The sequence below is a fragment of the Glaciimonas sp. CA11.2 genome, from assembly GCF_034314045.1.
Lineage (GTDB): Bacteria > Pseudomonadota > Gammaproteobacteria > Burkholderiales > Burkholderiaceae_D > Glaciimonas.
In genome coordinates, this window is sequence record NZ_JAVIWL010000001.1 from 4,931,484 (window position 1) to 4,947,181 (window position 15,698).

Here is a 15,698-nt window from a genome sequence, read left to right on the forward strand (position 1 = left end):
AAGAAAGCTTGCGGCAAGTACTCATATGGCGATGAAACCAAAGGACTTACAGTTTAGAACTGGGATTTCCGAATTTATTGACACTACACCAGCTAAAATCGTAACGCTCCCTAACAAGATTTCAGTTCGGGGAAACACCCTCAGGGTGCCGCGCAACTTGGCCCCGAAAGGCCTTATACAAAAGTCTGAGGGTGGGCAAATATATATCGTCATGGGGTTAGCTAATTCAGAAAAAAAAGTGAGTTACCTCTGGAATGAGCCAAAACAAATATTGGAATTGCAAACCGATCAATGGTTGAAGTCATATGAACATCTGCTCGATCAAGATCCGCAAGTTTTATCCACATTTATGCGTAAATTTCCCCAACCCTCATCCTCAGCAGATGTAGCCGGCATGTTATACAACAACAAACGTCTCAACAGCGTGCGCCAGATCAAATACCAGAGTTTCTTTGATCATCCGCCTGTGCAGGCAAAGCATGGTATCTACAGCGTAGGAGACCGTGAATATATCAAACTTGAGGGCGGATTCTATTTACTCGAAGAACAATCCGAGCCCAGTGGAGAACGTCGTATTAAGGGAGAGGGTATTTTGGGAAAGGGCATACCGGAAGACTTACGTCTTGATATGAAATATGACGGCGCTAATTGGTACGTAACGAACAATCATTTGATTACACCCATGAGCGAACTTCCCAAGACTATTACTTCTTTTAACGCGGCAATAGAACAGGGGTTTAACCTACCAGAAGGTTGGTCGACATCCACGATGTACGTTGATCATTTTAACCGCGATCAATTTATTTTCAGCTTTCATGATAAGGAAGGCAGAATCCAGTATCGCTCTGGCCCGGACCGAAATGATGCACTCGAAGAACTTACCACTGAAAAATTCGATGAAAAGCAATGCCGAGTGAAACGAGCGCCACCCGTCAGTTTGCAAGCAAGCTGTAGTTCGCCGGCCGCGTATATTTCTCCTCTGCCATCCGAATCCATGCGTAGACAAGCGATCAATGAGCTGGTTGCATTAGACATTGAAACGCGTCCGTTTTATGAACGCCCACTGCTGCGACTTGAAATACTTCGCGATGCTGAAAAAATTCAAAATGTGTTCCACACTAATCCTGAACTGGAACTACACTTTTCCACCATAGCCCTCCTTATCCGTAGAGAAAGATCAACATGGCTGCGCATAATGAGCCAAATGAAGACGTTGCAATGGGGAACTGATACCGTACCGGCAAAAAGTTTATTGCGCCTGTCAAATTTTTGGAAAGGCGTGCAGGACCATTTAAAACGTGCATCGTTTGAAGATTTTGGAGGTCAGGAATCGGCGTTAAACGATATCTGCGAGACGAACCTGAAACTCTGCGAGAGCCAGCGATCCTATAGTGAACTGAAAGAGGTTTATCTTAAAAAAGTAGTTACGTTGAATCGGTTAAGTAATGAATACAAAACTGACTTCCTCATACCACAACAAAAAGCCACAACCCGCTTATGGAAAGTGGTTATAGGTCCCGTTTTAACCACAAAGTTTACTAAGGCTGAAGACTGGACATTCGAGATACATGCGAGAGGTATATCGGAAATAAGAAAGGCTTATGGACAAAACTTTGCTGATAATGTCCTATCTGCTTACGCCACCAACCATGAACATGCGGAAAATTTGGTCGACTGGTCGAAAGACGCCCCTGAATCATTCTGGAAGGACGCTTCTGCGTTTTTTCACGTTATCCCTGAAGATATAACGCTAGCTTACAAAAAGGAAATGATTGGAGTACTGTCGAATTTTCGGAATCACGCTGCTCCGGCCAGTGCCGACAATTTACGCATCGTCTCACCGGCAATCAGCCCAGAAGGAGTTCAGTATCGATATAACCTGCAGAACCACGTAAAAGGCGCTCCTCAGGAGTCTTCGCTCTTTGGCAACGAGATTACAGCCTATACGTTTGAAGAGAATTGGGAGGGTGGGCAGCGGGGCGAGGTATTTCTAACGACCTCAGCATTTTTATCACCCATTAATAGCCCCATGACGCTGGAGGAAGTTCTGGGACACGAGTTGGCACACCTGGCAATTCCAGAGGGTCAGCAGGAAATTTATCTCTCTGCAGACCAATCAAAATTCGGCCATTGCTCAGAAGACGGGATGCGTCGGCACGCGGACGCGATACTCGGCTCACCGGCGGCATTTCTGAGTTATATAAAAAATCCACCGGATATGAAACTAGGTTTTCTAACGCATTTCAGGACGGTATTGCCCTCTCGTTTCAAAGAGCATTTTCCCCAGGGCATCAAAGGAGCTATCAATCAGGAACGCTTTGATGGTTTTGTAACAAAATTGTTCGAAGGGCCACCTGATGAAAAAATTAAGGCGTTTATGATGCCCGACATATTTGTATCATGGCTTCAACACATGTTGAAAACACTGCCCACTGGAGACGCTCAACCATCAAATTTTAGACATAAACGCGAGTCCTCACCTAACCCTTTAGATGCTCAAATCCAAAAACTTCTGGTACGTGAATTGTTTGACGCAAGCCGACGCAAAAAAAACACCTGATGTCGCACCCATGGATTTGATGTGTGTTAGCTGTCAGGTCGTTATGCAATATCAAAAATTCATGAAGGCCTATCGACTTTATTTTAACTAAAAAACCGAAATCGCTATTGCTAGTGTTGCGAATATACCTATGCGTTGAGCCCGTTTGTTGTAACTTATATTGATTCAGTACAAGCCTACATGGTTTGTGACATTCGCAGAATCGCTCCACCACATTACGGTTTCGGTACTACTGGCAGTATTCTCTTTGTTCGTTCCAGTTTTCTGTCGCTTGTTGCATATCAGCTCTCTCTTGAGCATAACAAATTAGACTTTCGTTCTCGTCCTAACGACAGATGAAAATGGCAATGATAATTTAGATAAACCACCGCAATTAAACAATGTCGCCTCGTACTTTTTTGAACCACTTTCTTTTGCGTTCAGAAGGACATGAAATTCTTTTTTAGTTGGTATGAGAAGAGACGAACAGCCTACCTCATTTTGATTTTTACCATCTTCACTCAGCTATCACCGAGCAGTTTTAAATGGCATGACCTCACTGAAAGCGCAATTAAATATCCGTGAACATGCGCAGAAAAGTCAGTGCTTTACAACCTCTAAGTTGTTCATAGTTACCGGTTATTAACATCATCAAAGGATGCTCATGGGTCTCGTCATCTCCACTCCCTCAACCCTAACCTCTTTTAAGAGCTCCGCAGCTCGACGACAGGGTACTAGCCCTGGCACTCCATCCCAATTCAGTACGCGATTCAAAAGCTGTAACGGTTCTGAAACGTCCCTGCATCGCGTGAATTCACCGCATTCAAAAGCACCTAGACTAAAGCGCAAAGAACGCATTGGGTGAGAAATAAAGCTGAAAAGATAGCCCAACAACAGGAACAACAAAGAACGGCGGCAATTCGAGAGATGAACACGCCTATATTGCAGGACTCAATCCGCCCACTAATCGGTAAAACAGAATTGGCCCATGCAGTTTTAGGGCTAGTCACTGGAATTAATCCCATGCCAATTTGGTCGGCTTACCGTGATCATCCTGGCATGCACTTTCCTGTGTTGGCGAATACAACTGGACGGACGTATCTGGTGGGACCTATCGAACGCGAAAACACTAGTACTGCGAAGGTCGAACCGTCGCACTTACCGACCTTGAAAGACATCGGAAACAGCCTTTCAGAATCTGACAAGCATATAGACGACCACCTACAAAAGTTACCGGGTTCGCGGAGGTTATTGCAGGTAGCCAAGGATGCGCCTGTCTTTTTGAAGAGTCCATATCGGCCGCCAGATGATGAAGCTAAACAAGAGACATCTGCTTCTTTGATCAGAAGCTCCTCTCCCCCGGCACCGACGGTAACTGCAGCTCCGGGTTCCACTCCTGTTACTACCAGCATCGCAAAATCCTCATCTCCTACAAATCAGGCTTATGCTTCGATAGACAAAGCAGCGATGTTGAGCGGCATAAACGCTTACCAACACTGGCCTACGAACGTCCCGCAAGACGAGCGATTAAAGGGTATCGCATTCCAGCGACATAATGATCATATCTCAAATGTTTATCAGCTTCTGGACGCGTTCGCGCCGTTAATGCCACGTACATGGGGAAACAAGGTATCGGTGGATCAGTATGAGTACGCGATGTTGAAATATGCGATGCAATCCCATCGTTTTTCTGCTGATGGCGGAGGCGCTCGGATTGACCCTGCAGAACCGCAGCCAGCCAAACAGCAGGCAGAACTGCAAAACGACGTCGCGAAGTTATTTTTCAGTGCTTTAGTACAAATAAATGGATCATCTAGCGCGCAAAGCTTAGAGGATTTTGTACACGACCATGTAAGCGCGGAACTAGACACTAATCCTACACTGGATAAATTGTCCAAATTTGCAGTTCGTACCAAAGCGACGGTTCTTCAGCGGCTAGCATTGCCAGCGCTCTCGCTGAGTGGAGCCGATCGTAACCGGTTCAATACACTCACAAGGTGGTTTGCCGAGGCGGTATTAATTGATATTGATCCTTTGTTCAGCACACGACTTAACATTGAGCATGCTGATTTTCGCCATACGCCGTACCACAGCCATGACAGCACATTAATGAGCATCGGGGCGGGATTTATTAATCAATTTCCAGCTAAAACTAGCCAGGTCCTTACGCCCGCAGTTTTACGTGAGGCGGGACTGCATAGTGTGATTGATATGTCTCCTTCGGCATGGCCATCTGCCACTGGACAAGCGCTGATGCGCTCCTACAATTGGCAGACAAAAAATATATCGGGTGAGCGTTTGGGAACGCCATCTGAACGGATAAAGTTCGCACTTGCGACCTTAATTGCACCTGACATACCAAAGATCCGACTCATGCAGGAAGTCGAAATTAATGAGGAGGAATTCTTATTAAGTGTGAATGATCGGTTTAATGGAGATGCGCTCCACAAACTGCAATCCAAGAATGCGTTAAATAAACTTAAACTCAGCAAATATAATTTATACAATTACGGCCTAGAGCATTTACCTTTATGGGATCGAGAGAACTTAATCGCATCAGGTAATGCTGCGCAATTAGAAGTGTTTGTGCCGAAAGTAATTTTGTATGAAGCCAAACATGCTGATGTCTCTTATAAAGCCGTGTTTAATGCAACATCAGGCCTCATTATACGAACCGGTTCAATAAACAACGATGCGCCTTCTGACTATTATTTATTTTCCGAAGAGCGCTCGTGGGGATCGCCCGTCGTTTCAAAAATTACGGAACAAATACATCAAGCCGGTAGTGTCAATAAGTATGTGAACGAAAATCATGCCAGCTTTACCAGCGGGGTTCGGTTCCATCCATCCAATCACACCACCTTCGAGGCTACATCTACCTTTATCCATGCAGAGAATTTTGACAAAATTGCCAGAGTCGTGAGTGGCTTACAGAGCTTTTCGCCGACAATACATGAAAGGTTTACTGATGCCTCCCCTTCGCAACCACTGTCTCCAACGTTAACTGAAGAAATCTTTCACTCCGAAATTTATGCACTTGGAAAATTTATTATTGGGATGATTCCGGGAGGTAATTGCGTGATCGCCATCATGGATACTGCAGAAATGATCGCACTGCCGGCAAAAACCGAGGATGGTAAAGCCGAGCAAGGATTAGCGGTAGAGATGGATGCGCTATTTTGCTTTACCGGACTGGTTAAAGCTGATCAGGCGCGTTATCTAATACCCTCTGTTCGTACTCCTTTTAACTACAGGTCACCGAACGAATTTGCTGCATCTAAGGCTACAGAGCATCTTTCAAAACAACCTCCCGAAATAAGCCCAAAAGCCGGCTTACCGATAGAACACACGAAACTTGAAATAAGTACACATCTCGCTACCAAACCAGAAGATTTGCACTTCAGAACTGGCATTTCCGAATTTGTCGATACCGCACCAGCAACCGTCAGCGCGCTTCCGAACACGATTTCAGTTAAGGGAAACACGCTCAATATCCCGCATAACCTGTCCCCCAAAGGACTCATACAAAAGATGGCTGGTGGACCGATATATCTGGTCATGGCCTTAGATGGTTCAGAAAAAAAAGTGGGTTACCTCTGGAATGAATCGGAAGAAAAATTGGAATTGCAGACTGAGCAATGGTTTAAAGGATATGGACATCTGGTCGATGAAGATCCGCAAGTTTTTTCCAGGTTCATGAAAAACTTTCCACAACTCTCATCGTCATCGGACGTAGCGGATATGTTGTACAACAACAAAATTCTCAACGCGGTGCGCAAGCTTGAGTACCAGAGTTTCTTTGACCAAGCGCCGGAACGGCCAGAAAGCGGCGTCTATAGCTTAGGAGGCCGTGAATATGTCAAGCTTGAAGACGAATTCTATTTACTGGAAGAGAAATCTGGACCGGGCACGGAACGTCGCGTTATGGGAGAAGGTATTCCAAACGACTTACGCCTTGATATGAAATATGACGGCGAAAACTGGCACGTAACAAATAATCATTTGATTACACCAGTCTCTGAGCTTCCTAAGACTATTACCTCTTTTGATGACGCAATAAAACAGGGGTTTAACTTACCAGAAGGTTGGTCAGCATCGACGATGTACGTTGATAATTTTAATGCCGATCAATTTATTTTCAGCTTTCAAGATGAGAGCGGCAACATCATATATCGCCATGGCCCGAACCAAAAAAATGCATTCGAAGAACTTTCTGCTGAGGCGTTTGAAGAAAAGCGATGCAGAGTGAGGCGAGCGCCACCTGGTACTTTGCAAGCAAGTTGTAGCATGATGGGCTTTAACATCACGCCCTTACCACGAGAGTCGGCACGGACTAAGGCAATCAATCATCTTGTTACGCTGGATATGAAAAACCTTCCTTTTTATGAGCGCTCGCTGCTTCGACTTGAAATGCTACGCGATGCTGAAAAAATTGAAAATGCGTTCCAAAAAATTCCCCAACTCGCACAAGATTTTCTCGCTTTAACCGCTCGCATGGTTAGCAAGCCGAAATTGACCGTGTCTGCCGCCAGCAAGGAGCTACGCACGTTAACATGGGGACGCGGCACTGTGCCAGCAAATAGGCTGCGGGATTTGACGCAGTTTTGGCAAGAAGTACACTTACAGCTAGAGCATGAATCCTCTGATCATTTGGGAGGGGCGGCCACTGCACTGAAAGATGTGTGCAAACTAGGCCTGCAACTCTGCCAGACACAACAGTCTTATGGCGAATTAGCAGACCTTTACGTTGATCAGGTAAAAGAGCTGAACCACTTAAATGATGATTACGAAACCAACTTCATCATGCCGCAACAAAAAATGACATCGCGGCTCTGGAAAACGGTATTTGGTCCCCCTCCAGCCTCAGTACTGACAGAGGCTGGAGGCTGGACATTTGCGGTGCGTGCCAAAGGCTTATCTGAAATAAGTGCTATTTATGGAGCGAAATTTGCCCACGATATTAGTGCTGCATACGCCAATAGCTACTCACTTGCCGGTCAGTTGACAGACTGGGCGAAGAACGACCCACAACCATTCTGGCAGCATGCTTCTGCTTTTTTTCACGTTGCTGAAGAAAGTTTGACAATGGCCTACAAAGATAATTTGGTACGAACAATATCAAAATTTGGCAGTTGCGCCGCTCCCTACAACATCAATAAGCTACGCATTATCTCGCCGTCAATCAGCCCGCAAGGAATACATTACCGATATAACCTGGAAAAACATATAGAAAGCGCACCTCAGGAGGCGTCGCTCTTTGCCAACACGATTTCAGCCTACACTTATGAAGGCGGCCCTGAGCGTGGCGAGCTTTATCTGACAACCACAACATTTTTATCACCAATCAACAACCCCAGTTCGTTGCAGGACACCTTACAACATGAGTTGTCACATTTGGCAATACCGGACGGTCACCAGGAATTTTATCTTACAGCAGACAGATCAAAATATGGGCACTACTCAGAAAACGGTCTGCGTCGGAACGCCGACGCCATACTCAGTTCACAGGCGGCATTTCTGGGATATGCGGGAACTCAACCACAAACAAAGCAGATTTTTTTAGCGCATTTCAAAACGGTATTGCCCGCTACCCTCAAGAATTATTTGCCCGAAGGTATTAAGAACGATCTCACTGATAAACGTTTTCAGGAGTTTGTCAAAAAAGTCTTCGAAGGACCACCCGATGAAAAAATTGCGGCATTTATGATGCCTGATCTATTTATCGCATGGCTTCAACATATGTCAATAGTATTACCTAAAGTAGGTGCTGAAAATACAAAATTGAGACATACGCGCGATGCTTCACCTAACAATATGAATGTCCAGGTCCAAAAATTTCTGGCACGTGAATTGTTTGAGGCGAGCAGTCATAAAAAGTAAAATTGGTGTAGATTTCATGGTATTTTTGCCTCATGTGCATGATGTAAGGAAGGTATGCGGTATCAAAAGCACATCGAGGTGAGTTGATATTCGTCAACCAAAGTACCGAAAACAATGCCACAAATGAATCGAAGCGAACTTGTCGCAAAGCCAACTCACCTAGGTTCCGCAATATGCGGAAAGAATCACCCCGCTAACGCTATCGATCTACAGACAAAATAAAGCCAATATTTAGCAAAATTCAGCATCAAAGTGGGCTCATAACAAAATTAGCTAATGAATTATTGAAGAGCCATTGAAAAAGTACTGTATATTTATACAGTACAATAGAAATTATCTTTTCCTCGTCTATTCAAATAATCTGTTAATTAAGTCAGTTAGCAAAAATGCTATCCGACTAAACAATTGAGCTAAATTATGTCCGCCACTCCACATATTATTGCGCCTCCTGCCGCTCGCTCCAGCAGCATATCCGTTGCTGCACAGTCGCTAGTTGAATCGCTCCCGCATGCGTTGTGGCGCGGCAATCAAATGTCATCTTATCGCGGCGCCGTCATGACATCTGGTCATGACGCTCTGGATCAAGAACTCCCCAATCGCGGATGGCCCCATTCGGCATTAATAGAGCTTTTGTTGCAGCAAGCTGGAAGTGGTGAAATGCATTTATTGCAACCTGCCTTAACCATGCTCACGCAAGAGAATCGAAGGATCGTCCTTTTGCACCCCCCCCATTTACCCCAAATAGCAGCGTGGAGCGGCTGGGGTCTGCCTGTGCATCAATTGCTATGGATAAAGACCGCCGGAAGCGCTGATGCACTTTGGTCAGCTGAGCAGATTTTACGCAATGGTAGTTGTGGTGCTCTGGTTTTCTGGCAATCTCATATCCGTACCGATGCGCTACGACGCTTGCACCTCGCAGCACAAGCCAGCAACACCATGTTGTGGATGGTCCGACCTTTGAGCGCGGCCCATGAGTCGTCACCTGCGCCGTTAAGACTGTTGCTCCGCCCTGCACATAACGGTATCGAAGTACAACTACTCAAGCGTCGCGGACCGCAACATATTGAACCGCTTTACCTGACTTGGGCCAATAGCGAAGCATCGGATGCAGTGGAAGAAACATCAAATCCATTAATACATTCAGTCAGCACAAATATTACGGACACAAAAATACTCTCAAGAATCAACATTAAGACAACTCAGTCCATGAAGAAGAACCAAGGGCATAACCAGGAACTCGCACTAGAAACACAAATCCAGTCTGTGGAATTGCCAGCACCGCATAACCAATATTGACGCGAATTGACTCGAACTGACGCGTACAGCCACTTTTTAGGAGGCCAATAATGATGCCTTTGTGGATTGGTGTACATCTTCCTTTATTACCGCTTGAAACCTGCCGCCCGCGCTGGTCTGCACCAGGCATGATGGCGGTAATGGATCACGATCAGGTATTGACGATGACAACCGATGCTGCCGCCAGCGGTGTGCGCAGCGGAATGCGGCGCGGCGGCGTGCTGGCAATCGCTCCCCAAACTACCCTTTATGAACGGGATTTAGTCAAGGAGCAAAGTGCAATGGATGCGATAGCGCTGACATTGTTGCAATACACACCGGAAGTCACACATGCCGAAGAAGCCAGCTTACTGCTTAACATCAGCGCCAGCCTGAGCGCTTTCGGCGGTCGCTTAGTACTCTGTCGTCGTGTGCGTGCAAGCATTGATGCGCTCGGCTTTACCGCACAAATCAGCATGGCGCCAACCGCACAAGGAGCGTGGTGTTTAGCGCGTTATGTACCGCGTTCCGGTCTACCCAAACAACGTCGCAGCGTCCGAATGGATACCGCACTGCGCTACATCCAGGCATTACCATTTTCTGTATTGCCGGCAACACATCCTTATCAAGAGTGGCTGGAAGGAATCGGCTGTCGCACCATTGCTGATCTTCGCAGATTACCGCGCGCGGGATTGCTGCGACGTAGCGACAAACGGATACTGGAAACGCTCGATTGTGCGTATGGCGTCGCACCGGAAATGTTTGAATGGGTGCAAGCCCCGAAAGAATTCTCAGCCTATCTGGAATTACCAGATCGGATAGAACATGCCGAATCGGTCTTGTTCGGCGCACGTCACTTAATCCAGCAAATGATCGGCTGGCTGGCGGCACAACAGTTGGCGATCTCTGGTTTTGTTCTTTCAATGGAACATGAACGCGGGCGTCAGGCAATTGCACCAAGCACTTTGGAAATAACACTCGCAGAACCGGCATGGCATGAAGCGCATTTGTTGCGCTTGCTAAAAGAGCGTCTTAGCCGTTATCAGCTAAGTGGTCCGATTATTGCCGTGCGACTGAGTGCAACCCAGGTAACCCCAATGTTGCCACCTACCGCATCACTCTTTCCTGAGCCCGGCGGCACCTCAGCTGACTATCATCGTTTGTTAGAACTCTTAACAGCACGACTCGGCGCAGAAAATGTCCTCGCGCCAGCTGCATTGGCAGATCATCGGCCAGAAGTGGCGAATGCCTGGCAAGCTGCCAGCAATACCCTTTTGCAGACGACCAATACGATCATTGCAAGCCAACGACCATTTTGGCTTTTACAACAACCACTCGCCCTGTTGGTGCGCGACCATCGACCATTTTATGGATCACCGTTAAGGTTGCTGTCGGGGCCGGAAAGAATTGAAGCCGGATGGTGGGACGAAGGACTTGCTGTACGCGATTACTTCATCGCAGAAGGCAGTGAAGCGGCGCGTTATTGGGTCTATCGCGAACGTGATGGAGAAGATATCAATTGGTATTTACACGGACTGTTTGCCTGAATCCTCTCGTCTTTAATTCAGTAATGAAAATCGTCAATAAATGATAATCCCACTTAAATAAGAGTATTGGCGTACTGCATACAAACCAAGAATCACCTTCAAGAATATCAAAAATACGCGTTAAATTTTGACTTATTTTTTACTAATTAAATGTAAAGACTTCCCGTAAAGCCGCGTTTTATCGTTTTTTTATCGTTTTTTTTAAAATGAATACTCTGCCCCTAAAATCAACACTTCCGGACTATGCTGAACTGCACTGCGCCACCAACTTTAGCTTCCTGCGTGGTGCGTCGCATCCGGAAGAATTGGCTACCCGCGCTGCACAGTTAGGCTACCGCGCACTCGCCATTACCGATGAATGCTCTGTAGCTGGCGTTGTCCGCGCACATACCGAAGCCAAAATCCATAAGCTGCATCTGATTATCGGCAGCCGATTTCAGTTAGTCGACCAAGATGACAATCCGACTTTCTCAATCATCGTATTAGCCCAAAATCGCGAAGGCTACGGTAATTTATCAGAGCTCATAACATTAGCACGTACGCGGGCTACCAAAGGATCATACCGCCTGAGCGCCGATGATCTGACTGAACTTGATGTCGCTCCCCACTCAGATGAATGCGAGAATCCGTACGCACATCTGCGCACTCTGCCTGATTGCCTGATCATACTGTTGGCTAGTCATGGCATGAGTGCTGCCGCCCTCGCCAAACAGGCAAAGTGGCTGAAAAAAAACTTTCCACAGCGGGCCTGGATCGGTTTAACGTTGCTCCATCGTGCCGATGACGATCATCATCGTGGCATCGTCGAAATGGTGGCAAGCAAGATGTCCATTCCAATAGTTGCGACCGGCGATGTCTGCATGCATGTGCGCTCGCGCAAGCCGTTGCAGGATACGCTGACCGCTATCCGTTTGGGTAAGCCGATTGCAGCGTGCGGATATGATCTGGTACCAAATGCCGAACAGCATCTGCGGACGCGATTGCGTCTGACTAACCTCTACTCACCTGCGGCATTAGCAGAAACCATCAACATCGCCGATTTGTGTCATTTTTCACTCGATGAACTACGTTACGAATATCCGGATGAGTTAGTACCTGCGGGTCAGACGCCCACCACTTATCTGCGACAGGAAACCTATATCGGCGCGCACCAATTGTTTCCGGAAGGTATTCCCCTTAAGGTCCAAAAACAAGTTGAGCAAGAACTCGACCTGATCAATGACCTCGGTTATGCGTCGTACTTTTTAACCGTCTATGACATCGTTCGCTTTGCGCGCAGTCAGGACATACTATGTCAGGGACGCGGTTCGGCTGCGAATTCTGCAGTATGTTATTGCCTCGGCATTACCGCAGTGGACCCAGCGCGCAGTACGCTTTTATTTGAACGCTTTATTAGCAAGGAACGCAACGAACCACCGGATATCGACGTCGATTTTGAGCATCAGCGGCGCGAAGAAGTTATCCAATATATCTATAATAAATACGGACGGCTGCGTGCTGCATTGACGGCAGTAGTGATCAGCTATCGTCCGCGCAGTGTATTGCGCGATGTCGGCAAAGCGCTTGGTGTTGATCTCGGCGTAGTCGATCAGGTTGCCAAATCGCATCGGTGGTGGGATGACAAGCACAATCTGGATCAGCGTTTTCTGGAGTGCGGGGTCGATCCCCAATCAGCGCTGGCCCAGCAGTGGTCAACGATATCCCATACGTTATTGGGATTTCCCCGCCATCTGTCTCAGCATCCCGGTGGCTTTGTGATTTCACGCGGCAAGTTATCACGTTTGGTGCCGATCGAAAACGCAACGATGAAAGATCGTAGTGTTGTCCAATGGGATAAAGACGATCTGGATGCCTTGGGAATACTGAAAGTTGACATACTGGCGCTAGGCATGCTGACGATGCTACGGCGTGCCTTGGCGTTGGTGGCGCAACAACGCGGTGAAGCATTTGAGCTGCGCAATATTCCTGCCGAAGATACGGCAACCTACGACATGATTTGCAACGCCGATACCGTTGGCGTATTCCAAATTGAAAGTCGGGCTCAGATGAGCATGCTGCCGCGTTTGCGACCAAGAAAATTTTACGATCTGGTCATCGAGGTGGCAATCGTCAGGCCCGGACCGATTCAGGGCGGCATGGTACATCCTTATCTTCGCCGAAAACAAGGGCTAGAAAAAGACAACCTTCCTAATGACGAATTAAAAGCGGCTTTAGGCCGCACTTTAGGCATCCCTATTTTTCAGGAACAGGTCATGCAAATCGCCATTATCGCAGCAGGATTTACACCCGGCGAAGCAGACGGTCTGCGCCGTGCGATGGCAGCATGGAAACGAAAAGGCGGATTGGATAAATACCGTGAAAAATTGATTGCCGGGATGACGGCAAATAATAAATATGAAAAGTCATATGCCGAAGCAATCTACAGCCAAATTCAAGGATTTGGCGAATATGGCTTTCCAGAAAGTCATGCGGCCAGTTTTGCTTTGCTGGCCTATGCCAGCGCATGGTTGAAATGTCATGAACCGGAGGCTTTTCTATGCGCGCTATTGAATAGTCAGCCAATGGGATTTTATTCGCCATCGCAACTAACGCAGGATGCCCGCCGCCATGGCGTTGAAGTGTTGCCGGTTGATGTCACCATCAGCAATTGGGAGGCAACTCTGGAAACCTGTTCTCAATCAGAAGCAACTCAATTAAATACAGCGCAGCCAAGGGCAAGACAAGCAGTAAGATTAGGACTAAATATGGTGCGCGGCTTAAGCGCCGATAGCGTGATGGCGATCGAAGCGGCCCGTGCAATCAGAGCCTTTAGCGACATTCATGACATGGCCTTACGCGCGCATTTAAAGCGCGATCAGTTACAAGCATTGGCGGCAGCCAACGCACTGATCGCCCTATCTGGCAATCGTCGACAGGCGTTATGGCAAGCATTGATCAGCGCACCCGATAGAGATTTGTTAAAGATCGCAAAAGTAGAAGAGCCGTCGCTATTGCTAAACGCACCCAGTGAAGAAGAAAGTCTGGTCAACGATTACCGCACGCTAGGACTGACACTTGGTCGCCATCCTCTCGCATTTTTGCGCAAACAATTAAGCGCAAAACGGTTCGTTCCAGCCGATGTACTCAACACCTTTGCCAATGATCAACTGGCCCGTGGCTGCGGCATCGTCACTGTTCGGCAACGTCCCGGCACAGCAAAAGGCACCATGTTTGTCACCATCGAAGACGAGACCGGTTCAATCAATGTCATTGTCTGGCCTGGATTAGTCGAAAAACAGCGCAAAGAATTGCTCAGCGCCACCCTTCTCGGCGTCTATGGCATTTGGCAATCCAAGGACAACGTCAGACATCTGGTCGCTAAACGACTGGTGGATTTATCTGCATTACTTGGGCAATTACAGACTAGCAGCCGAGATTTTTGTTAAACGCATTTACCGCAAGATTATTTACTTGTAGCAGAGCAAATCGACCCCGCCAATCAGTGTACGATTTTATCGCGCCTTAACACTTCTCGAACTTCTGACTTCGACCGAGATTGTATGAAAACGCAAAAGCAGGAAATTTTCGTGGGTAGAGTGATCATTGCCGATATCGTGACGATCACGTAGCGACCGTTTTATGGTGCCGATTGTTATGTGCACCGAATTTTTCTGCGTTTTCACACAGCCTCGGCCAAAAGCGGACGTGTAATCGCTATCGAAAAAAAGTGAGCGCACACGCCCTTGCAGGCTATCAAAGAAGTAAAGAAATGCGAATCAAAGAACAGCACCTACCGATAGAAAGATTCGACCGTGCCTTTCACTTTAGTCATTAAGGGGTTGCCCTTCCGATCTAGCGCCTTTCCGGCCGGGACTTTAATCCATCCCTCGCTGATACAATATTCCTCAACATCGAAGCGTTCTTTATCGTTAAGTTTAATACCAACATCATGTTCAAATATGGCCGCATTATGGAAAGGGCTACGAGGATCGACTGAGAGCCGATCAGGAAGTGGGGGGCGGTTTTGGGTATCGTTCATGGAGTCAATTATCAACTATAAGATTAACCAAAACAATTTTTTTTCGTGGTTTCGCTAAATCACTTGATTGAATCTGCCGCCAATTGCGGTCATTTACACAGCGCCAGCTGAACGGCCCCTTCAGACTGATAGCAGCCTGTCAGGCTCTCTCATAAGCTTGCACAATGATTGATTTAATGTCAATCTCAGTTTTGCCGTTTGTCACGCGACAAATGGCCACAATCGAATAGCTGCTTGAAACGAATAAATAGCGTCTTTGTTGCACGCGGATGGCTTTTTAAGCACTTGATGGAGGCCTCGGCGGGGGCGGCTGGATTAGAGTCGGATTCCCCTAAATGTAGACCAATGACAGTTACGGTTTTGAAATCTAAAGCGTTGAATTTGGCAGAGCCTTGGTTACCTATCAAAGTTAATTTCATCAGATAGTCGAAATAATTAA

Annotated in this window: 6 protein-coding genes; 5 read left to right on the plus strand and 1 reads right to left on the minus strand. The window is 47.0% G+C overall.

What is annotated here, in order from left to right; all coding sequences use genetic code 11:
- Positions 1–25 precede the first annotated feature (25 nt).
- The 5 genes from RGU75_RS21330 (at position 26) to RGU75_RS21350 (ending at position 14,666) form a co-directional block, all read left to right on the plus strand.
- Positions 26–2,560, plus strand: coding sequence for a hypothetical protein (locus RGU75_RS21330; protein ID WP_322239436.1), 2,535 nt, complete (start codon positions 26–28; stop codon positions 2,558–2,560).
- A gap of 840 nt (positions 2,561–3,400) precedes the next feature.
- Positions 3,401–8,419 carry a hypothetical protein gene (locus tag RGU75_RS21335; RefSeq protein WP_322239438.1) on the plus strand — a complete coding sequence of 1,673 codons (5,019 nt, stop codon included), beginning with the start codon at positions 3,401–3,403 and terminating at the stop codon, positions 8,417–8,419.
- A gap of 417 nt (positions 8,420–8,836) precedes the next feature.
- Positions 8,837–9,715: a translesion DNA synthesis-associated protein ImuA gene (gene imuA / locus RGU75_RS21340; RefSeq protein WP_322239440.1), complete on the plus strand. Its 879-nt coding sequence runs from the start codon at positions 8,837–8,839 to the stop codon at positions 9,713–9,715.
- A gap of 50 nt (positions 9,716–9,765) precedes the next feature.
- The gene (locus RGU75_RS21345; RefSeq protein WP_322239441.1) at positions 9,766–11,241 is read left to right on the plus strand and encodes a DNA polymerase Y family protein; all 1,476 of its coding nucleotides are present in this window, start codon (positions 9,766–9,768) and stop codon (positions 11,239–11,241) included.
- A gap of 206 nt (positions 11,242–11,447) precedes the next feature.
- The gene (locus RGU75_RS21350; protein WP_322239443.1) at positions 11,448–14,666 is read left to right on the plus strand and encodes an error-prone DNA polymerase; all 3,219 of its coding nucleotides are present in this window, start codon (positions 11,448–11,450) and stop codon (positions 14,664–14,666) included.
- A 344-nt stretch (positions 14,667–15,010) separates the two neighbouring features.
- Here RGU75_RS21350 and RGU75_RS21355 read toward each other — a convergent pair whose 3' ends face one another.
- Positions 15,011–15,259 carry a DUF3297 family protein gene (locus tag RGU75_RS21355; protein WP_322239445.1) on the minus strand — a complete coding sequence of 83 codons (249 nt, stop codon included), beginning with the start codon at positions 15,257–15,259 and terminating at the stop codon, positions 15,011–15,013.
- Positions 15,260–15,698: the final 439 nt, after the last annotated feature.